We start from the raw sequence: 18,579 nt of genomic DNA, 5'->3' as shown, positions 1-18,579 counted from the left end.
GCTCTCAATTCGCGGCGTACTTATAGCCTATCGGCGGGGCGAACACCGCATAACCCCTTTCAAGTCTTGCTGTCATCTTCTGGATCACTTGACGTTGATTCTGGGACCGTTCAAGCTCTCCCGTAGCGGCGAACATCGTCTCTACGAACCTTCCCTCGGGGGTGTCTTCTAGTTTTAGGTTCAAGCACACGACGTCCGCTCCGCGCGTCCTAAACTCGCGGCGAAGCCTCCAGTGAAACTCCGTATCGCGCGCAAATCGCTTGAGATCATCGAAAATGATGACGTAGGGCTTCCCCGGTTGGGCATCGAGGTAACTCAAGAGTGCCACAATGCCAGGACGTTTCATGAAATCACCGCCACCCGTGATGTCATCGGGGAAAACAGCCGCGACCTCTAAGTCGTTTTGGTCAGCAAATTGGCGGCAACGGTGCTCCTGGCTCTCTAAGCCATGGCCTTCAATTTTCTGTCTCAGACTGGATACGCGGCAATAGATAATCGCTTGCGGCTTGCCGGTCGGCTCTACGCTTTTCTTTTTCATTCTACCTCCAGTACGCCCACGGGGCTCGAGCAAGTTGATTGTCTTTTACGGTCGGATTTCTTCGATTTTACCGTTTCGAAGGCCATATCCGATTCCACCGCGCCATCCGCGGAATTCTGTCAGCAGACTCCATGCAGTGGGTGAACGCCGAAACCGAGCTCGACGAACGTCATGACGATGGACCACGGCGACTGGCCTGGACCTTGTAACCTTTCAATTCCGCGTACTGGCAGCAACGGTGCTCCTGACTTTCCAGGCGGCTCCCCTCAATTTTTCGTCTTGTTCTGGATACGCGGCAATAGATAATCGCTTTCGGGATAACTGCCGCCTCGTCATTTTCCTTGTTCATTCTGCCTCCAGAACGCCCAGGGGGCTTGAATATGTTGATGGCCTTATACGATCGGCCTTCTTCGATTTTACCGCATCGAAAGCCCTTTTTGCTCCTACCGCGCCATTTGCGGAATTCTGTCCGTAGACTGCTTGCAGCGGGTGAACGCCGAAGCCAAGCTCGACGAATGTCATGACGATCAACCATAGCGACTGCGTGAACTCTTCCTTTTGCGCGGCGCTCAGGTCCGCAGCGTCGAACCAGGCTTGATACCTTTCGACATCCACGGTTACGATGGGCCGAGCCGACGCAACGAAGCCGTCGGGAAGACCGTTTCTAACAAGATTGCTTTCGCCTTTGTTTGTGCGGTTTTTCTTATCCTTCATGATGCAAGCCTTCCCACCGCCGACGGTGTCAAAGCCTCTCCCGTGCATACTTAGGACGCGGCGCTTTCCTTTGCGCTCCGACTCCGACCCTCGCATTGCCGACCCCTTTCCTGTTAGGTGCGCCTCTCTTTTTGAGAGTTCGAGGTTCTATTTTCGTACTGCAAGGCTATGTGTGTTTCTCCGACCGTCCGTTCCAAAGATGCGTTCTTGTCGGCTTAACGGCGCTACCGTCATTCACGTTAATCGCTGTTCGACTAGAAAGGCGGCCCGGGCAGTCTGATACTGGTCGTTGATATTGGAGTTCCTGACCGAATTTCACGTTAGCCAATACTAATAGATAAGATGAGAAAGAGTCAATAACTCATTGGTTATAATCGGAGTCTTGAATTATTGTTTGATGTGAACGTGATTGGCTGAGCTGGATACATCCAACGATGTCCTGGAATTTTCTTCTTCAGAAGGTCGGAGTCTTTCGATACTTGTCGCTACCCAACTCTCGCAAAAGCTGCCACTGAAGCGGCACGAATTTTGCGACCTCGAGTTTCAGCTCTAGGACGAGCGATAGTTTCAATGGCAACATGACGAATCGCCTCGCGTCGATTAATTGCAAGAGCGTTGACGAAGGCTATCTCGCCGACGTCACAGGGTGACACGTGAAGGAATTGGAAGACATCGATTACAAGTCAGCGGCAAACGAAAGAAGCATTCCTATGAGCCTCGCAGCGTCTATAGCCAGCCGATCCATTTGAAGGTGAAGCTGGAGATATAATTCGAGAGCGGACACTTCGCGTTTGTGGGGAGCATATTGAATCGGGCCTCGCCGACAACAACTGTGAGCAACGGCTGTGCTCTGACGACCACTCGGTATTTTGGCAACAGTTTTCTGAAGTGCTCCTGGCGCATCAACTGAAAGCATCCGGATTGAAGCTGTCCCACGCTACGGAAGGTCCCGATTTTGGTCGAGCATGGCGGTCAACGCATATGGATTGAGGTGATTACGCCTGAGCCAAAAGGCCTGCCAGACGCCTGGATAAATCACACCATCGGTAACGTAGTCATCGTTGCCGACTACAACAGCGAAAAGGACCGCACGACGATCGAGGAGACCTTCAGGCGGCTGGTTGAACTTGTTCAAAGCCTCGACGAGGAACAGGAGCGGGCTGCGAGAGAGAACCTCTCGGATGAGGAACTGGCCGTATTCGACTTGCTGAAACGGGACGATCTGAACAAGACGGATCGTGAACGTGTCAAGCAGGCGAGCCGGGAGATGTTGGCCACGATCAAGCAGCAGCTCGCAAAACTCGAACGTTTTTGGGAAAAGGAGCAGACGAAGGGCGAAATGGAGACATTAATTCTGGATGAAGTCTTCATCAAGCTCCCGACGCCACCCTTCACGCCAGAGAAAAAACAGCTTGTTGCCAACAACGTCTACGCGCATTTCTGGCAGCAGGCGATGACTGGGGGATACGCGAGACTCTGACCATGTCCGCGAGGACGCCGTGCAGTCCCTGAGAAAGATCGGGCCTCAGGCCAAGGCTGCGATCCCGGCTCTGGTGGCAATCGAGAATGAGAGTTTCATCGGCAGCTACGCCAAGGATGCACTGAAGGAAATAAGGAGTCACTGACGACACCATCGTCTCCGGCCCATCGCCCGCTCCCCCCAGCTTGCTGAGCCCTCTCATCTACAGTCTCAAATGGCCATCGCGTCAGCGTGCAGCGGCTCCAAACGCGAGGAGCCAGTAGACTGCGAAGAGAAGCGTGACCCGCGTGAACGACCAGGCCATCCAAGATCAGAAAGAGCTTGACCCTAATGCCCGATTAGAGATGCTGTCATTGAATGGCTTGAGCATCTCGCGTCTTGTCGAGACGCATCATTACTTCGTCATGGAAGACGTCGCCGACCTTCAAAGCCGCCCTGTCCGTTGCCCACTCCCGAAATCCGACCTTGGAATAGAGGCGACGCGCCGCGTGATTACTTTCCGCCACCGCGAGGCGAACGGTGTGACAATGCTCGAAAGCATGTCCGATTGCTGCGTCAAGCAGATGTCTTGATATAAGAGATCGAGGAGCTTTTTTGAACGGCGAGCCAATTCGTCCCTCCTCGACGGACAGCCTCGCGCGCGCGGTTGTGAGCACGGGCTTTCCTCACGAAAAAAGCGATATCGCGCCACTCTTGCAACGTATCAAAGTATTTTGACAAGTTCTCAGGATATCCGTCGAAGTTCGTCGCCAGTTCTGGATATTTCTTATGTCGCGTCAGGGAGGCTCGATGCTCATACAGAAACGTTGTTTCCATGGGATATCGTTGCGGCTGGGCTCATCGCAACTGAGGCCGGGGCAATTCGAAGCAATCTTGTCCCCGTTCCAGACCACATCCCTGCCGATTTATGGGGAGAGGAAGTCGTCTTTGCTTCATCAGAGATACACGGCGCACTTGTGGCGCATCTTCTAAGTAGCTGACGCACAAATGCGGTTTTCCGACCCTTGCGGGTCGGTGGCACGAAGCTAGGATGAAGGATCGAAACTGCAGGAACCGCTGGGTTTCAACAGGCGGTGCATAGCCTTCAGCACCTTGGACTGATTGGCCATGTTCATCATCGACATGAAGGCGTCTGTACTCCCTGCTCGATGACAACGGGAAACGAAAATGACTTCCCCAACGCCGTCTGGTCACCTCGCAAAACTGAATCAGTGCATTTCGGAGAACGAATACCTCGGGAATGGCAAACGGCGGGCGGCCAACGGATTGCCATACACCGCTGACTCATGCATCAAGCCGAAGAAAACTCTAGCCAGCCCTGTTATGTCCTCGATAAGGGGTCATACCGTCGCCTCCGTCGCCTGCCCTCGTCGCTCGTTCACGCCAAAGAAGAAGTATCCGGAGTCTCAAAAATGCGCATCGAGCCGGAGCAGCGGATTTATGTTTGCTTTTTCCTGTTTGCGACTTCGATGGGAGCGTTGCTATCCAGGCTACCTGATCTTCAGGTTGCGCTCGACATAAACAAGTCTGAGCTCGGGTTGACGCTTATAGGCGCGGCAATAGGAGCGTTAACATCTCTGACCTTTTCGTCGCCCATCATCGTCAAGCTAGGCGCACGAACAACGGCATTCGCTACCGTTCTGGGGACGTCGGCGATGATCGCGATCGTTCCATGGGTTGGCTACGCGCCACTGGTCTTCTTCGTGCTCTTTTGCGAGGGTTTGCTGGCCGGGGCCCTTGAGATCAACTTGAATGTCGAGATCGACCGTATCGAGGCTCAGCTTGGGCGCGGCGTCATGAACCGAGTCCACGGTTTTTGGAGCCTTGGATTCTTCGTGACCGCATTGGCCTCTTCAGCAATCAGGCAAGCTGGCGTTTCAATGCAGCTCCATCTGGCGATTACATTTGCGGTCGTTTTGATCGTGGGAACGATCGCCATAAAGGGAATGCGCAGTGCCTCGGCACCCCATCTATCACGACAAGCAGGTTCTTCCCATATTGCCCTGCCGACAGTAGCGCTGTTGCCGCTTTGCTTGATCGGGATCGCAGCGTTCCTTGTGGAGGGAGCAGGGATCGATTGGTCCGCGATTTACATGCGAGACGTTTTCGCGGTGGAGCCTTTCATTGAAGGGATGGGACTCACGCTTTTCACCTTCTTCATGGCCCTGGTCCGGCTATATGCAGACCCGTTTGTTGATCGCCATGGTTCCCGCGCGGTTGCCGCCGTCCTGCTAACGTTGGCTTCACTTGGCGTGTGCTGCGTTTGGCTGGCTCCTGTTCCGATCATCGCACTCGTTGGATTTGCCATGATGGGCGCTGGATGCAGTGCGGTCTATCCCTTGGCAGTCTCTGCGGCAGCACAGAGAAAGGATCGAAGCCCTCACTTGAACGTAGCGGCGTTGGCGCAGATGTCGTTTGTCGTTTTCTTCCTCGCTCCTCCGCTCCTGGGCTTCGCCGCCGAAACGGCAGGCATACGAACTTCTTATCTACTCTGCCTTCCGATAATTTTGACCGCGTTGTGGTCGGTGCGGTCACTCGCGCCACGCCGTCAAATGAAAGCATTCGGACTGGCTGAATGAATCCGACATCTCATACTTGCAGCCCATGTTGGAGACAGGCCGCCGCCTTAGTGGATTAGGTGGACGAATATATAGCTTTTCCAGATTCCGGTTGCAGATAGCATTCTGTGGAGGATGCTATCACCGCAATTGGCTGTAATGGATCATTCGCAGTCGCCGGACGTGCTTGCGCCCTAATTTATGCCTGATGCGGGCTACCCGTCTTGATGTTGGGCAAACTGTCACAACATTGCGGAGGACGGCATAAACGCTGATTATCCCGATTGATTGTTTTCTTGGATTTCGAGGCCTCATCTCTCAGTAAGAAAAGCTTCCCCATTGAAGTGGCATGGGTCTTTGAGAATGGCGAATCGCGATCGGCGCTGATCCGCCCTGCCCCAGACTGGACGGACTGGTCGTCTGAGGCCGAAGCTATCCATGGCATTCCACGCCAACGCCTTCTGGATGAAGGTGTGTCTGTCGATATTATTGCGGCCGAGATGATCGATGCACTGAGCGGACACAAGCTCTATGCCAGCGCACCGTCCTGGGATGGAAAATGGCTGAGTCTGCTCCTGAGGGCGGCGGGATATCCACGACATGCCCTCCGGCTTGCCAGGTCAGAGGAAGCTTTTTTCGACGCCGCGCGTATGGCCGCCGGAGCCAAACTTACGGACGCGGAAATTTCGGCGTTGGTCGCAACGATCCTCCTGAAGACCGACCCAATCGCCCTCGCTCACCGTGCCCTGCCAGATGCCGTGCTCGAATTGGATCGGTGGAGGTCGATCCGAGCTATCGTTGATGTCCGGACAGGCAAAATCTGAGAGCGATTGTTGCCTGCTCCGCCGGCCTTTCCGCGAACTCTGCCGAGCCGCCCGAGATCAGTTAACAGTCATCAAGTACGTGAGCTGCTCCCGCTTCCCGATCGGAGCATTGAAGCGGTCTAAGGTCACGCTGAGTGACTGCGGTCACTGGATTTTGGCGTTCTGCTGCTCGTCAATGCTTTGAAGAAGACGTTGGCGCGTTGATCCTCATGGAATTTTTGCCAATAAATTTTGTGATCAACAGCGTCGATAGCTCCTCCTGAGTTCGATGCCCTTGATTGAATAACTCAACTGCAGTGCTGCAGAGCAACTGTGAAGCCTGTTCATTCGGCGTCATTCGATAGTGGCGGTACCAAGCCTGGACAGCGTTTGACACGATCCTCAAGTCGCTCTCTCTCACCGATACACCTAGATCGATCATCTCATCCCCCTTGCTTAACAACTACTAATCTACACTACTAAAGTAGTAAGGTTCGTCAATGACGAACGCTCGTGTGCGTTTCCGCGAAATCCCCTCTCAAGGAAGGCGTACAAGCCTTAAGCTGTTGCACAGTTCATATTGATCGCCGCCTTGCGGCTCTTCGCTTAATTCGTTCCCAGCCCAAGCGGGGGTCATCAGGTGCAAATTGCCCATCGCGAAGCTTTTTTAACTTTGAGATCAGGAATTCCAAGCCTTCTTCATTAAAGCAGATGACAACTTCACCCTGTTCTAGCTTCTCTTTTTCTACGGTAAGCAGCAACTCGGCATCCTCTTTGACAGACTTCACTATATAAACGGCGACCACAGCGTCGACTGGATCGCGCCAACACCGGTCATATCGTTGTTACCCAACTGTACTAGCTCACCACGCAACGGCGGTGAGGTTCATGGCACAGATCATTTTCTTGCATGGTGCATCAAGCAGCGGAAAGTCCACAATCGCTGGGGCGCTCCAGGCTCGCATCGAGAAGCCTTTTTGGCACATTTCCATCGATCATCTACGAGACTCAGGGGTTTTTCCCATGAGCCGGTTCCGTAGCGGTGAGTTCCGATGGTCCGATGCCAGAGCAGCTTTCTTCGATGGGTTTCACCGTTCGCTGAAGGCCTATGCAGATGCAGGTAATGATCTGATCCTAGAACACATCTTGGATACGGAAGGCTGGTTGGAGACGCTTCGGAAGCTAATGGCGCAACACGACGTGTTCTTCGCGGGCGTTCACTGCCCGCTTGAGCTTCTAGTCGAGCGGGAAGCAGCGCGGGGCGATAGGCCGATTGGTAGTGCCAAGCAGGACTATGAGACGATTCATCTTGGCAAAACCTACGACATAGACCTGAACTCAGTCGATGGGACTGATATTAACGTGGATAAGGTACTCCTGGCTTGGCGGAGCGGCGATCGATCCTCAAGTTTCAGCTCGCTGGACCGCTGACGCACGACCGCTTAGGGCCGAATGCGGAAGCTCGTCCAATTCCGGAATGCGCCATGTGTGGACGGCTCCGGGTTGGCAAGAGGTTTTTGACTTTTTGCACGCTGCTGGTCGGAGCTGCCATGTGTCCGGCCTTTGAATGCGGCGCAGAACAGGGCCGCTGGCCATAATGCTCTCCGCAGATTGGGTCCCGGTCAATAGCTCGCGCTCGAAGCGCCTGGCGCATAGTGGGTTGTCCCTTTCCTTGGGCCGACTGGCATAGGTGCGTTATAAGTCTCCTGCTCTTTACCAACGACGTTCACGACATAGCGTCGTGTTTTCAGGCTCCGGCTAGGACCGGTGTTATTCGATAGGGTTCGTTACGGCTCATCATTGCCCAGGCAACCCGCGCCATCTTGTTGGCGAGCGCTACCGCCACCACTTTCGAGGACCGGCGCTCCATGAGGTTGACGAGCCAGGGGTGGCGAGTATGACCCAATAGCTTCGCTCGCTTGATCACCGCCAACGCGCCGACGACCAACAATTGCCGGAGGTATCGGTTTCCGGCCTTGCTGATGCCTCCAAGCTTCTCCTTGCCGCCGCTCGAGTTTTGCTTGGGTACCAACCCGATCCAGGCACTCAGATCACGACCTGAGCGAAAGACGGTTGGATCGGGGACGCTGGCCGCCAACGCCGTTGCCACCAGGGGGCCAACGCCTGGAATTGCTTCGAGCTTGCGGCTGAGATCGTTGGCGCGATGCCATTTCAAAATCCGCCGATCCATGTCCAATATGCGCTGCTTCAGCAAGTCAACTTGATCTGCCAGTGCTGCGAGACATAGGTACGCCTCTGCCGGTATCTCAGTCTTTTCGCCCTTCCGGATAAGATCAAGAAGTGCCTGCAGCCCATTGCGCCCGACGCCCGCGACGATGCCGAACTCGGCAAGATGGGCGCGGACAGCATTGATCGTCATCGTGCGCTGGCGAATGAACAGCATACGGGTACGATGAAGCATCAGGATCGACTGCTGGTCCACTGTCTTGATCGGGACAAAGCGCATGTTCGGTCGCATCACCGCTTCGCATATGGCTTCGGCATCAGCCGCATCGTTCTTGTTGCGCTTCACGTACGGCTTCACATAGCGGGGCGGCATGAGCCGCACCTCGTGACCGAGCTTCGTCAGCTCTCGCCCCCAATGGTGGGCAGTCGCACAGGCTTCCATGCCAATCAGGCACGGTTTAAGGCCTGCAAAGAACTGAGCAATATAACGGCGCTTCAGTGGTCGGCGAACGACGGCCGTGCCGGTTGCGGAAATGGCGTGCACCTGGAACACCGACTTAGCAATGTCGAGTCCAATCGTGGTAATCTCTTCCATGGATGGCTCCTCCCATGCGGTTCCTAGCAACACCGCAATCTTGGCACATCGCGATGCCGGCGGAGGAGCCGTCCACAGCATCAACAGCGGTCATTCACGCTATAGTCTAGGCCTGGTGGGCGACAAACTCTTTACATCTGAAGACCTCGGCCAGAAGCCGCGTTCCCATATCCGCTTCCTGCTCCGAGAGCGCGGAAAACCCCAGCAGCAATCGCAATCTGTCCGTGGAGGTCACGTTCATCCGCGAAAGCGGCATGACGACGACACCTCTCTTCAGAGCCGCGGAAGAGACGGCGGTGTCATTGTTCCAGCTCCCGGTGCTTTTGATCGTGAGATTGATCCCCTGATCCGGCAGCAGCACTTCGATATGCTCGGCCATGCGTTCCATCAGGAAACCCGCCAACATGTCGCGTGAGGCACGAAGCCGTTCTCTCAGACGGCGGAGATGCGCAGGAAAATAGCCCTCTTCAAGGAAATCTGCGATCACACGCTGCTGGAAGGTCGGCGGGCAGCGGTCGACCGCCGGACGCACAGCCCTGAACGCGTTGACCAGATCGGTCGGAACCACGAGGTAGCCGATCCTGAGGCTCGGCAGAAGCGCCTTGCTGAACGTGCCGGTGTAGAGAACCCGATTGGCCTTATCGAGGCCATGCAGCGAGGCGATCGGATGCCCCTGGTATCGGAATTCGCTGTCGTAATCGTCCTCGACGATCCAGCAATCATTCTCCTCGGCATAGGCGAGAAGGCCGAGCCTTCGCGAAAGCGAGAGGACCGACCCGACCGGATATTGATTGGAGGGCGTCACGTAGAAGACCGAGGGAGGCGACATGACATCGGCCATCAGTCTTTGCGTGTCGATCCCATCCTGATCGACGGGGAGGCCGACAACGTTGATGCCGTTCAGCGCCAGGCACTGTCTGGCAGGCGGATAGCACGGGTCTTCGACGACGGCCGTATCGCCCGGAGTCATCAGCACGCGAAAGGCAAGGTCGAGCGCCTGCTTGCGTTCCGGCCGTGATGAAGACCTGTTCGGCCGTGCAGCGGACGCCGCGCGAGACTGCCAGATGCGCGCTGATGGCGGCTCGCAATGCCTTTTCGCCCTGAATGTCTCCATAGCCTTCGAAGGCATAGTTCATGTGGCGGGCCGCAATGCGGTTCAGCAACCGTGCCGTTCGCTCGTCATGGGCGATGCGACCGGTGACGAATGGCAGGGCCTTCTGTGGCTCGAGGCTCGGTCCGCGGGTCAGGATCGCCGTTGCGGCGGCTGACACGCTGCGGCGGATCGGATGTGCGCGTTCCCCGCCGGGTCGGTAGTCGATGCGCGAGACACCATCGGGAATGGAGGATGCAATATAGGTGCCGGACCCATGGCGGGCCACGGCGAAACCCTCCGCGATCAGGATTTCATAGGCCTCTGCAATGACGCCTCGCGAAATCTTCCACTCTGTAGACGCAAGGCGCGTCGACGGCAGTCGTTGCCCGGTCGTGAGCCGTCCCTCGGCAATAGCGTTTCTGAGCGAGAGATAGAGTTGTCTCGGCAAAGGCGCGGCAGACGAAGGATCGATTGCGGGCCGAAACCTTGCGGACGGACCTTCCCGTCTCCTCTTCAGTGTCATGTACGACCCCCGAGTGGCCCATTTAGCATGGGAAGAGTGGACCTGTTAAGGGAGCCAAAATTGCATATATGATGGGCCACTTTCAAGCGGCAATCCCATCGACGGTTGCCGCATCTGCCATCTTTGACGGAGAAGACATGGAGCATCGGAACCTCGACGTGCCTTACTTCAGCCAGTGGGAGACGCCGGAAATGACGTTGCCTGTCCTGTCGGAAGGGGCGTCCGCCCTGCATCGCGATCCGCTCTGGCGCAATTCGGGCGCGGAAACGATCGAGGAATATGCGCGCTGGCGGTCAATGTCTGCGGCATGGCCTGCCTGAAGATGATCCTTGCCGCTCGCGGCGAGGCGCATCCGATCCTTTCGCTTGCACATGCCTGCACCGGTTATGGCGGCTATGTCGTCAATGAGGCCGAGGCATCGATTAAGGGGCTGATCTACGCCCCCTTCGTCTATTTCGTCCGCGAGCGGTTCAATCTTTCGGCGGTTGTCCGGGCAGATGTTCCGGCGGCCGGAATTCCCCCGATCCTCGCCGGACATCGCTTCTTCATCGCCTCGGTCAACAGCGCCATCCGCTGGCCAGAGCGCGAGCCGCCGTCGAAGGGCGGCCATCTCGCCCTGGTGACGGCCGCCTCGCAGGAGAGCATCTGTTTTCACAATCCCTCCGGCCACGACCGCGCCAGCCAGGCCGACGTCGTGCTGCCGCTCGCCATCTTCGACCGCTTCTTCGCCAACCGCGGCATCGCGGTCGGCTTCTGATTTCTGACCGGCCTTCCTTCAGGAGATTTTCATGAGCCCATCCATGACCAGGCTGCGTATCGCCGTGCTTTTCGGCGGCCGTTCCAGCGAGCACGACGTCTCCGTGATGTCGGCCATCAACGTGATGCGGGCGCTCGACCCGCAGAAATATGATGCGCTGCCCGTCTTCGTCACCCGCGAGGGGCGGTGGCTGCAAAGCCACTTCAGCGACGGCGAACTCGACAGGCCTGCGGCCGGCGTCGAAATCTGCCTCGTGCCGGGCGGACACGGCCGCATCCTGACGATCGGGCTTGACGGAAAGGCCGCCGAGGGCGGTAGGATCGATATTCTCTTTCCGGTCCTGCATGGCTTGCACGGGGAGGACGGCGCGGTTCAGGGGCTCTCCGAGGTGGCGCGCGTGCCGCTGGCCGGCTGCGGCATTCTCGGCTCGGCAGCCGCACTCGACAAGGATATCGCCAAGCAGCTTCTGAAGGCGGCGGGACTGCCGGTCGCCCGCTCGGTGACGATCCATCAGGACGCGCCGCCCGCCTTGGAGGCGCTCGAAGGCCAGCTTGGCCTGCCGCTTTTCATCAAGCCCGCGCGGCAGGGTTCGTCAGTTGGCGTCAGAAAGGTTTCGGGCAGCCAGGAATTCGCGCCCGCGCTCGCCGAGGCGTTCCGGCATGACCGCAGGCTGCTCGCCGAAGAGTTCATTGCCGGGCGCGAGATCGAATGCGGCGTGCTGGAAGATACAAAAGGCGGCCTCTTCGTCTCCCGTCCCGGCGAGATCGTGCCGGCCGCAAGCCACGGCTATTACAGCTATAACGCCAAGTATATCGATGAGAACGGCGCGGCGCTGAAAGTGCCGGCGGAGCTTCCCCCGGAGGTCGAAGGCAGGATTAGCGAGATGGCGGCCCGCGCCTTCCGCGCGCTTGGCTGCGATGGCATGGCACGCGTCGATTTCTTCCTGATGGAAGACATGCGTTTCGTCGTCAACGAAGTGAACACCATTCCGGGATTCACCGACATCAGCATGTATTCCAAGGCAATGGCCGCAAGCGGCGTCGGTTACGCGGAAATCATCGACCGGCTAGTAGAGCACGGCTTGGCGAGAGCGGCGTGATTCCAATCTGACAACAAATGTAACGTCCGCAATAGGCCGACAGACGACGGCCACCTTGGCTGGAATGCGCCAAAAGTAGAAGTTATCGCGGAAACGGCCGGTTTCCGCTTTCGGCCCGAAGCAGACGTCATGTAACTGTTACACTCTCGCCTTAGCCGGAGAGCGTAATTGGATTGGACTGAACTTTCATGCAAAAACTCCTTGTTCGCCCCCTCTCAATCAACGACGCACTAGCATTTCGTGACATCCGCCTTGAGGGGTTGCAAAATCACCCTGAGGCATTCGGCGCGGACCTCGAAGAGGAGCGTAAACGACCCATTGAATGGTTCGCAGACCGCTTGAAGAACAACTCCGTGTTCGGCGGCTTCAACGAGGTCGGCGAGTTGTCTGGAGTGGTAGCTGTCGCGCGCGGCCAGAGTGCAAAGACACGACACAACGCTTCAATTTGGGGCATGTACGTGAGGGGCGTTTCCCGAGGCACGGGGCTATCGAGGCATCTGCTCGACGCAGCAATCGAAAATGCTTTCGAGCATTGCCAAACCGTTCGCCTCACGGTGGTAGAAAGTAATCACGCAGCCCGTCGCCTTTATTCCAAGGTCGGCTTCCGGGAATGGGCAACTGACACTGCGGCTCTAAAGGTTGGCGACGTATTTCATGACGAAATCATGATGCGCCTCGACAAGCCACAATCTGCGCAGACGACCTAATGTCTCCTATTGGCGCGCCATTAGCGGCCATTGCGATTCCATTTGATCCCGCTACTATCCACCCCGACAAGGGGACAAATTCAACGGCCTGTCCACTCAGTCACCAGAAGGTAGCCATGAAACCGATCGTTCTCATCGCAGCTATGGATGCAGACCGTGCTATCGGCAGAGGAAACGATATTCCATGGCACATCCCTGGCGAGCAGAAAGTTTTCAAGCAAGTGACGATGGGCAATGCCCTCATTATGGGCCGCTTGACTTACCTCTCCCTGCCCGGCCCGCTGCCGGGGCGGTATTCCATCGTGCTATCTCGTTCGTTCACTTCTCAAACAGCCGGTGTGCTCTCGGCGAGGTCGCTCAACGAGGCACTTTCACTGGCATCGGAGTTGCCGGGTTCAGAGATAACTGTAGGCGGTGGTCAAGAGATTTATAAGCTCTTCCTTCCGCTCGCCAATCGGATTCATCTGACGGTGCTGGATGCCACATTCGGCGGCGACCGCTTTTTCCCATTGTTGCCCGAGGATGAGTTCTCGGTCTCCAGTTCAGAGCGGATTGAAGGCCCATTGCCATACACACACTTCATCTACGAACGAAGCTCCGGATTTCCCAACTAGCTGCGTGATGACTGCAAAGGGCCGAAAGCAGAAGAACACCTCGGCCGGAAAGCGCCAAGGGTCCCCCGAAATCGCGGGACTGAGGGCCTGCGATGTCGATCCCGATGACGGCCATGCGGTTTTACCGCCGCTTTACGCCTGAGTCCTGACGTATGACGCGACAGTCGCCAGAGTCTACGACTCCTAATCCGTTGTACTATACAAACGAATTAACCCTTTCGCATCCTCGTGGCGAATTCTACTTTGTGTTACAATTTTGCGGTGGTGTCATAGAGATCGTGCAACATGCAGGGCGGCATATCGTCGGTTGCTAATGCACGAGCCAGCGACTGAGCGCGGAAACTTTCGCCCTAAAAGACACCTATCTCTGCCGGAATCTTCTCTGCTCGATTCCGGCGGCAATTTTTTTGCCGGAGGAGAAATTCCATGCATCACATTCCACGCCGCGAATTCATTATTCAAGGCAGTGCGGCCCTCGCCTCGCTGGCGTTCCTCCGTTCACGGTTTGCCCACGCCTTTCCAAGCCGGGCGGGTGAGACCGTGATCCCATGGCTTGATCAGCCGCCGCCCAATCCCGTTCCGGCGGTCATCCAGAACCAACTTGTCTGGGAGGATATGGATTCATGGGTGACACCCAACGACAAGTTCTTCAGCATCGCGCATTTTGATCGGCCAACCATTGACGCGAATGCCTGGAACCTGGAAATCGATGGGTTAGTGAAGAAGCCCCTGAGCCTTTCGCTCACCGATCTCAAGGCGCGGCCCCGCCAAGAGGTGGTTTTCACAGTGGAATGTTCGGGCAATCACGGTTTACCATTTTTCACCGGCGGCATCGGGAACGCCCGCTGGGCTGGCACGCCGCTAGCTGCCATACTTGAAGAGGCAGGCGTGAAAGAAAACGGCATCGAAGTTGTTTTTTGGGGCACTGACGTCGGCGACATCGCTCTTAAGGATGACACTCGTGACGTCAAGATGCATCAGAACTTCGCCCGCAGCATGTCGCTCGCCGATGCGATGAGCCCCAACAACATCCTCTGCTACGAGATGAATGGGGCCGCCCTGCCGGAACCCAACGGTTTCCCGTTGCGGCTCATCGCACCCGGCTGGTACGGCATCGCCAACGTCAAGTGGCTAAAACGCATCGAGATACGCAACACGCGCTTCATGAGTCTGCTGATGGGCCGAAACTACGTCACCATCCGCGAAGAAGAACACAATGGCGAGACGGTGTGGGCCGAGACCTCGGTCGGCCGTGCGTTGCTGAAGTCCGCGCCTGCCAGAGTGACGCGCAGCGATGCCGGATACCGGATTAGCGGTGCGGCCTGGGGTGCTCCCATCGCCAAGGTCGAAGTGAAGGTTGATGATGGCCCATGGCTCGGGGCGATGATCGACTCTACCGAAGAGGCCGAATTCGCCTGGAAGGTGTGGTTTTTAGACTGGAAAGACCCGCCGAAAGGCGAGCACACGGTCACCTCGCGCGCCATTGATATGGCCGGGCAAATCCAGCCTGCCATGGATGATCCCTGGATTACCAAGAAGCATACCTATTGGGAGAGCAATGGTCAGGTAACGCGCCGCGTTAGCATTGCGTGAGAAGGTTCACCGGTGGTCGCAGCCGTAAGCAAGCAGACGCGGGATCGAGGTGACCTCATGCCAACTTATGCGGCGTTAGGCAGCAAAGACCACCAAAAGCGGCTTCCCAATTGAATAAAGGAGCATCTTCGGCCCCTCCTGCGGAACGCGCCGTGAGGAGACAATCATGGCCGCGCGTTTGCCGCTCGAGTGGATCGACCCGGTCGACTGATCATGAGTAAAATGAATGCTTTGTCAGCGCGCGAGTATGCATGAATATCTTTGCCGCTATATCGCCGGTGTAAGATGTGGGCGTTCCTGTCTTGAATTTCGCCATAAGGTTTCAACGCCTTCGCAGCTGGAAACGCTGGCCGATAGCAACGGCGAGCTCGTCGATCGACTTCGATCCGTCTGCTTCGATGATATCGCGTCCGAGTGTCTGCGCCTCCACACGAAGCCGATCAGCAATAATTTGATCCCGCCGTCTGAGATTGTCGGCTGCGCGTTGAGGATCGCTTACCTCACCGCCAAATTGTCCCTTGCCGCGCTTTTGCATCGAATCGTCTTTGAATTCATCTGACGGCAATAGGCAGACGAATTGCGATGGATCGCCCAATAGCGGTGACACGAGGCGCGGCGTCAAACCATAGCCTTCGGCGATGACCGGCATGCCATTCGGCAATGCCAGGGTGGTTAGGTCCTCCAGCACGAACGGGAAACGGTCGTGAAAGGATTGCCAGGCTCGCGAGGCCAGGTCTTCCGGTGTAGGCCGCATCCACCGCTCATCCAGCGTTTGCCGCAGAAAGACTGCATATCTGGGTTCCCGTTCCGCGAGCCGCTGGTGGTGACGGAGATCATGAGCATCGTAGTGATACACGGGCACGCGATATTTGCGAGCCAATGCGAGCGCGATGCTGGTCTTTCCCGCGTCTGTCGCCCCAGCTATCCAGCAGACTTTCGAAAGTTGGTCTTCGAATTGCTCGTACATAAACCATCGTTGTAACCTGAAGCCGGCCTTTTTATGGGCAACGAACCGGTCACATCGTTCTGTCCTGAATCAAAAACCCGCCACCGGGTGGTGACGGGCGGTGAGTAAGCGTCTCTTCAGCGCGGTTTGGGCGACGATAGTCCATTCTCCCTTCCGAGTTCACGAACGATCCCGCGAACTAGGTCACGCAAAGTCCAACCTGTCATCGCCTGGCCATAGCCGCCTCGAGGCTCATAGGACTGCGATTTTCGATTGATGCTGCTCTTTGCATCGGGTATCCGGCTCGACACTGCAGATGAGAATGAGTGATGATCGTCGGGTGAGCGCACTTTAGGAAGTGCATAGCGCTTATGTGCCGCGCGACCACAGTTGTGGTATTCTTGCTTACAGGGAGGTAGTTGTCATGCCGGACATCGCCTCATGGCTGGCCCGCCTCGGGCTGGACAAGTACACAAAGGCGTTCACCGACAGCGAAGTCGATTTCGATGCGCTTCGGCATCTCAGCGAAGACGACGTGAAGGAGCTGGGTTTACCCCTCGGCCCGCGGCGCAAGGTTCTGGCGGCGATTGCCGCACTGGACACAATGTCGCCAACGAGTTCCCCACCAGCGCCTTCGCCAGTCGAAGCCGAGCGGCGGCAGTTGACAATGCTGTTCATTGATCTCGTGGGTTCGACCGCGCTGTCACAGCGGCTCGATCCGGAGGAAATGCGCGACGTCCTGCGCGCCTATCAAAGTGCGGTGTCGACGGAGATTGCACGGTACGATGGTTGCGTTGCCAAGCTCATGGGCGATGGCGTGCTCGCCTATTTCGGTTGGCCAAGGGCGCATGAAGACGATGCTGAGCGGGCAGTGCGGGCGAGCCTGGCGGCAGCGGCTGCGACCGCCAGATTGACATCGCCGTTGGGCAAATCGCTGGAAGCCCGGATAGGCATCGCCACCGGTCTCGTCGTGGTCGGCGATCTCATTGGCGAAGGATCAGCGCAGGAAGAGGCCGTGGTCGGCGACACGCCCAACCTTGCGGCGCGCTTGCAGGCCTTGGCCGAGCCAAACACCGTCGTGATCGCCGACAGCACGCACCGGCTGGTTGCCGGGTTGTTTGAGATGATCGATCTCGGTCTCCAGCAGCTCAAGGGCTTCGCAGCTCCCGTCCCGGCCTGGCGCATCACCGGCGAAGCCGATGCCGAGGGACGTTTCGATGCGCTGCACGGCATACCGACGCCGCTGGTAGGGCGATCCGAGGAATTGGAGCTTCTGCTTCAACGCTGGCAGAAGGCCCGGACAGGAAAAGGTCAGGCGGTGATGCTGTCGGGGGAGCCCGGCATTGGCAAGTCGCGCCTGACAGCGGCGTTGGAAGAGCGCCTGAGCACCGAGCCACACACACGGCAACGCTACTTCTGTTCCCCCTACCACGTAAACAGCGCACTCTACCCGGTGATCCAGCAGCTTGGGCGCGCTGCCAGACTTGGAAGGACCGACAGTACAACCGCGAAGCTGGACAAGATCGAGGCGCTGATGCTCCGATCGACCCCGGACATAACCGAAGCTGGCCGGCTTCTGGCAGCTCTGTTGTCAATCGACACCACTGGCCGCTATGCGCCGCTGACGCTGACACCGCAAGCGCAGAAGGCCCGTACGCTCAGCGTTCTCATCCAACAGCTTGAAGGGATCGCGGCGAACCACCCCACTACGATGGTCGTAGAGGATGCGCATTGGCTTGATCCGACGACAGCCGAATGGCTCGACATGCTCATCGCACGCCTGCCCGATCTGCCGGTGCTTCTCATCGTCACATTTCGTCCCGAATTCCGCCCGCCTTGGCGGGGATTGTCACATGTGACGGCCCTCTCGCTTGGCCGTCTCGAGCGCGATCAAGGAGCAGCGATCGTAGACCGGGTAGCCGGCGGCAGGACTCTGCCTTCGGACGTCAAGAACCAGATTTTGGCCAGGACGGAGGGCGTGCCGCTGTTCGTCGAGGAGTTGACGAAGACCGTCCTTGAGTCCGGCTTCCTTGTCGACGCCGGCAATGATTATCGATTGAAGAGTCCATTGCCAGTGCTTGCGATCCCATCGACTTTGCAGGATTCACTGATGGCCCGCCTCGACCGACTCTCTTCGGTCAAGAACATGGCGCAGATCGGCGCGTGCATCGGTCGCGTCTTCCACTACCGGCTGCTGGCGGCAGTCGCCGGATGCGATGCCGCCAGGCTCAGGGATGATCTTTACAATCTCGAAAAATCCGAGTTGGTCCTGCGGAATGGCACCGCCCCCGAGGCGACCTACGTCTTCAAGCATGCACTGGTGCAAGACGCGGCATATCAGAGCCTTCTCAGGAGCCGACGGCATCAAATCC

19 protein-coding genes and 3 pseudogenes are annotated in these 18,579 nt (G+C 57.2%); 13 read left to right on the top strand and 9 right to left on the bottom strand.

Annotated features, from left to right (window positions below):
• Positions 1–4 precede the first annotated feature (4 nt).
• The 3 genes from ACPYOI_RS16015 to ACPYOI_RS16005 all read right to left on the bottom strand — a co-directional run bounded on the left by ACPYOI_RS16015 (position 5) and on the right by ACPYOI_RS16005 (position 1,252).
• A complete protein-coding gene (locus ACPYOI_RS16015; RefSeq protein ID WP_481417377.1) occupies positions 5–538 on the bottom strand; it encodes a recombinase family protein in 534 nt (177 codons plus the stop codon).
• Positions 539–707: 169 nt separating this feature from the next.
• Positions 708–887: a hypothetical protein gene (locus ACPYOI_RS16010; RefSeq protein WP_481417378.1), complete on the bottom strand. Its 180-nt coding sequence runs from the start codon at positions 885–887 to the stop codon at positions 708–710.
• On the bottom strand, positions 884–1,252 hold the full coding sequence (locus ACPYOI_RS16005) for a hypothetical protein (protein ID WP_481417379.1): 369 nt from the start codon (positions 1,250–1,252) through the stop codon (positions 884–886). Before ACPYOI_RS16005 ends, ACPYOI_RS16010 begins: the two co-directional genes overlap by 4 nt.
• A 955-nt stretch (positions 1,253–2,207) precedes the next feature.
• On the opposite strand from ACPYOI_RS16005, the gene ACPYOI_RS16000 reads away from it, so the two are divergent.
• The gene (locus ACPYOI_RS16000) at positions 2,208–2,732 is read left to right on the top strand and encodes a type I restriction enzyme endonuclease domain-containing protein (protein WP_481423022.1); all 525 of its coding nucleotides are present in this window, start codon (positions 2,208–2,210) and stop codon (positions 2,730–2,732) included.
• 19 nt (positions 2,733–2,751) lie between these two features.
• On the top strand, positions 2,752–2,877 hold the full coding sequence (locus ACPYOI_RS15995; RefSeq protein ID WP_481417381.1) for a hypothetical protein: 126 nt from the start codon (positions 2,752–2,754) through the stop codon (positions 2,875–2,877).
• A gap of 205 nt (positions 2,878–3,082) precedes the next feature.
• Here ACPYOI_RS15995 and ACPYOI_RS15990 read toward each other — a convergent pair whose 3' ends face one another.
• Positions 3,083–3,388 carry an N-acetyltransferase family protein gene (locus ACPYOI_RS15990; RefSeq protein WP_481417382.1) on the bottom strand — a complete coding sequence of 102 codons (306 nt, stop codon included), beginning with the start codon at positions 3,386–3,388 and terminating at the stop codon, positions 3,083–3,085.
• A 12-nt stretch (positions 3,389–3,400) separates the two neighbouring features.
• Here ACPYOI_RS15990 and ACPYOI_RS15985 point away from each other — a divergent pair.
• The 3 genes and pseudogenes from ACPYOI_RS15985 to ACPYOI_RS15975 all read left to right on the top strand — a co-directional run.
• Positions 3,401–3,712, top strand: a pseudogene (locus ACPYOI_RS15985) (inositol monophosphatase family protein); the annotation flags it as partial.
• Between the two features lie 432 nt (positions 3,713–4,144).
• The gene (locus tag ACPYOI_RS15980; RefSeq protein WP_481417384.1) at positions 4,145–5,311 is read left to right on the top strand and encodes an MFS transporter; all 1,167 of its coding nucleotides are present in this window, start codon (positions 4,145–4,147) and stop codon (positions 5,309–5,311) included.
• Positions 5,312–5,574: 263 nt separating this feature from the next.
• Positions 5,575–6,114 carry a 3'-5' exonuclease gene (locus ACPYOI_RS15975; protein WP_481417385.1) on the top strand — a complete coding sequence of 180 codons (540 nt, stop codon included), beginning with the start codon at positions 5,575–5,577 and terminating at the stop codon, positions 6,112–6,114.
• A 554-nt stretch (positions 6,115–6,668) separates the two neighbouring features.
• Here ACPYOI_RS15975 and ACPYOI_RS15970 read toward each other — a convergent pair.
• Positions 6,669–6,854, bottom strand: coding sequence for a hypothetical protein (locus ACPYOI_RS15970; RefSeq protein WP_481417386.1), 186 nt, complete (start codon positions 6,852–6,854; stop codon positions 6,669–6,671).
• A gap of 127 nt (positions 6,855–6,981) precedes the next feature.
• On the opposite strand from ACPYOI_RS15970, the gene ACPYOI_RS15965 reads away from it, so the two are divergent.
• Positions 6,982–7,524 carry a chloramphenicol phosphotransferase CPT family protein gene (locus tag ACPYOI_RS15965; protein ID WP_481417387.1) on the top strand — a complete coding sequence of 181 codons (543 nt, stop codon included), beginning with the start codon at positions 6,982–6,984 and terminating at the stop codon, positions 7,522–7,524.
• Positions 7,525–7,840: 316 nt separating this feature from the next.
• Here the strand turns inward: ACPYOI_RS15965 and ACPYOI_RS15960 are convergent, their stop codons facing one another.
• Positions 7,841–8,875, bottom strand: a complete 1,035-nt coding sequence (locus ACPYOI_RS15960; protein ID WP_481419527.1) for an IS110 family RNA-guided transposase — start codon at positions 8,873–8,875, stop codon at positions 7,841–7,843.
• Positions 8,876–8,981: 106 nt separating this feature from the next.
• Positions 8,982–9,989, bottom strand: a complete 1,008-nt coding sequence (locus ACPYOI_RS15955; RefSeq protein WP_481423021.1) for an aminotransferase-like domain-containing protein — start codon at positions 9,987–9,989, stop codon at positions 8,982–8,984.
• Here ACPYOI_RS15955 and ACPYOI_RS15950 point away from each other — a divergent pair.
• Positions 9,877–10,143: a hypothetical protein gene (locus tag ACPYOI_RS15950; protein ID WP_481423025.1), complete on the top strand. Its 267-nt coding sequence runs from the start codon at positions 9,877–9,879 to the stop codon at positions 10,141–10,143. The two genes, ACPYOI_RS15955 and ACPYOI_RS15950, sit on opposite strands and share 113 nt — an antisense overlap.
• A 93-nt stretch (positions 10,144–10,236) precedes the next feature.
• On the opposite strand, the pseudogene ACPYOI_RS15945 reads toward ACPYOI_RS15950, so the two are convergent.
• Positions 10,237–10,491, bottom strand: a pseudogene (locus tag ACPYOI_RS15945) (GntR family transcriptional regulator); the annotation flags it as partial.
• Positions 10,492–10,628: 137 nt separating this feature from the next.
• Here ACPYOI_RS15945 and ACPYOI_RS15940 point away from each other — a divergent pair.
• The 5 genes and pseudogenes from ACPYOI_RS15940 to ACPYOI_RS15920 all read left to right on the top strand — a co-directional run bounded on the left by ACPYOI_RS15940 (position 10,629) and on the right by ACPYOI_RS15920 (position 15,261).
• Positions 10,629–11,248 (top strand): annotated as a pseudogene (locus tag ACPYOI_RS15940) (hypothetical protein).
• Positions 11,249–11,279: 31 nt separating this feature from the next.
• A complete protein-coding gene (locus ACPYOI_RS15935; protein WP_481417389.1) occupies positions 11,280–12,347 on the top strand; it encodes a D-alanine--D-alanine ligase family protein in 1,068 nt (355 codons plus the stop codon).
• A gap of 188 nt (positions 12,348–12,535) precedes the next feature.
• On the top strand, positions 12,536–13,054 hold the full coding sequence (locus ACPYOI_RS15930; RefSeq protein ID WP_481417390.1) for an N-acetyltransferase family protein: 519 nt from the start codon (positions 12,536–12,538) through the stop codon (positions 13,052–13,054).
• Positions 13,055–13,170: 116 nt separating this feature from the next.
• Complete coding sequence (locus tag ACPYOI_RS15925; protein ID WP_481417391.1) at positions 13,171–13,668, top strand: dihydrofolate reductase; 498 nt, start codon at positions 13,171–13,173, stop codon at positions 13,666–13,668.
• Positions 13,669–14,094: 426 nt separating this feature from the next.
• Entirely contained in the window at positions 14,095–15,261 is a 1,167-nt protein-coding gene (locus ACPYOI_RS15920) for a sulfite oxidase (protein ID WP_481417392.1), read from the top strand.
• A gap of 322 nt (positions 15,262–15,583) precedes the next feature.
• Here the strand turns inward: ACPYOI_RS15920 and ACPYOI_RS15915 are convergent, their stop codons facing one another.
• A complete protein-coding gene (locus ACPYOI_RS15915) occupies positions 15,584–16,015 on the bottom strand; it encodes a hypothetical protein (RefSeq protein ID WP_481417393.1) in 432 nt (143 codons plus the stop codon).
• Positions 16,016–16,631: 616 nt separating this feature from the next.
• On the opposite strand from ACPYOI_RS15915, the gene ACPYOI_RS15910 reads away from it, so the two are divergent.
• The coding region (locus ACPYOI_RS15910) for an adenylate/guanylate cyclase domain-containing protein (RefSeq protein WP_481423020.1) at positions 16,632–18,579 on the top strand (1,948 nt) is incomplete at its 3' end.

The organism is Rhizobium sp. SVR5-2C (assembly GCF_056755115.1).
The sequence above is the reverse complement of the archived record's forward strand: the minus strand, read 5'-3'. Positions and strand labels throughout refer to the sequence as shown.

What these genes read in the sequence shown, in the direction of transcription:
- ACPYOI_RS15980 (WP_481417384.1), top strand. Translation starts at nt 4,145, where the DNA reads ATGCGCATCGAGCCGGAGCAGCGGATTTATGTTTGCTTTTTCCTGTTT.
- ACPYOI_RS15915 (WP_481417393.1), bottom strand. Translation starts at nt 16,015, where the DNA reads ATGCGGCCTACACCGGAAGACCTGGCCTCGCGAGCCTGGCAATCCTTT.
- ACPYOI_RS15925 (WP_481417391.1), top strand. Translation starts at nt 13,171, where the DNA reads ATGAAACCGATCGTTCTCATCGCAGCTATGGATGCAGACCGTGCTATC.
- ACPYOI_RS15935 (WP_481417389.1), top strand. Translation starts at nt 11,280, where the DNA reads ATGAGCCCATCCATGACCAGGCTGCGTATCGCCGTGCTTTTCGGCGGC.
- ACPYOI_RS16015 (WP_481417377.1), bottom strand. Translation starts at nt 538, where the DNA reads ATGAAAAAGAAAAGCGTAGAGCCGACCGGCAAGCCGCAAGCGATTATC.
- ACPYOI_RS15920 (WP_481417392.1), top strand. Translation starts at nt 14,095, where the DNA reads ATGCATCACATTCCACGCCGCGAATTCATTATTCAAGGCAGTGCGGCC.
- ACPYOI_RS16010 (WP_481417378.1), bottom strand. Translation starts at nt 887, where the DNA reads ATGAACAAGGAAAATGACGAGGCGGCAGTTATCCCGAAAGCGATTATC.
- ACPYOI_RS15930 (WP_481417390.1), top strand. Translation starts at nt 12,536, where the DNA reads ATGCAAAAACTCCTTGTTCGCCCCCTCTCAATCAACGACGCACTAGCA.
- ACPYOI_RS15965 (WP_481417387.1), top strand. Translation starts at nt 6,982, where the DNA reads ATGGCACAGATCATTTTCTTGCATGGTGCATCAAGCAGCGGAAAGTCC.
- ACPYOI_RS16005 (WP_481417379.1), bottom strand. Translation starts at nt 1,252, where the DNA reads ATGAAGGATAAGAAAAACCGCACAAACAAAGGCGAAAGCAATCTTGTT.
- ACPYOI_RS15955 (WP_481423021.1), bottom strand. Translation starts at nt 9,989, where the DNA reads ATGGAGACATTCAGGGCGAAAAGGCATTGCGAGCCGCCATCAGCGCGC.
- ACPYOI_RS15960 (WP_481419527.1), bottom strand. Translation starts at nt 8,875, where the DNA reads ATGGAAGAGATTACCACGATTGGACTCGACATTGCTAAGTCGGTGTTC.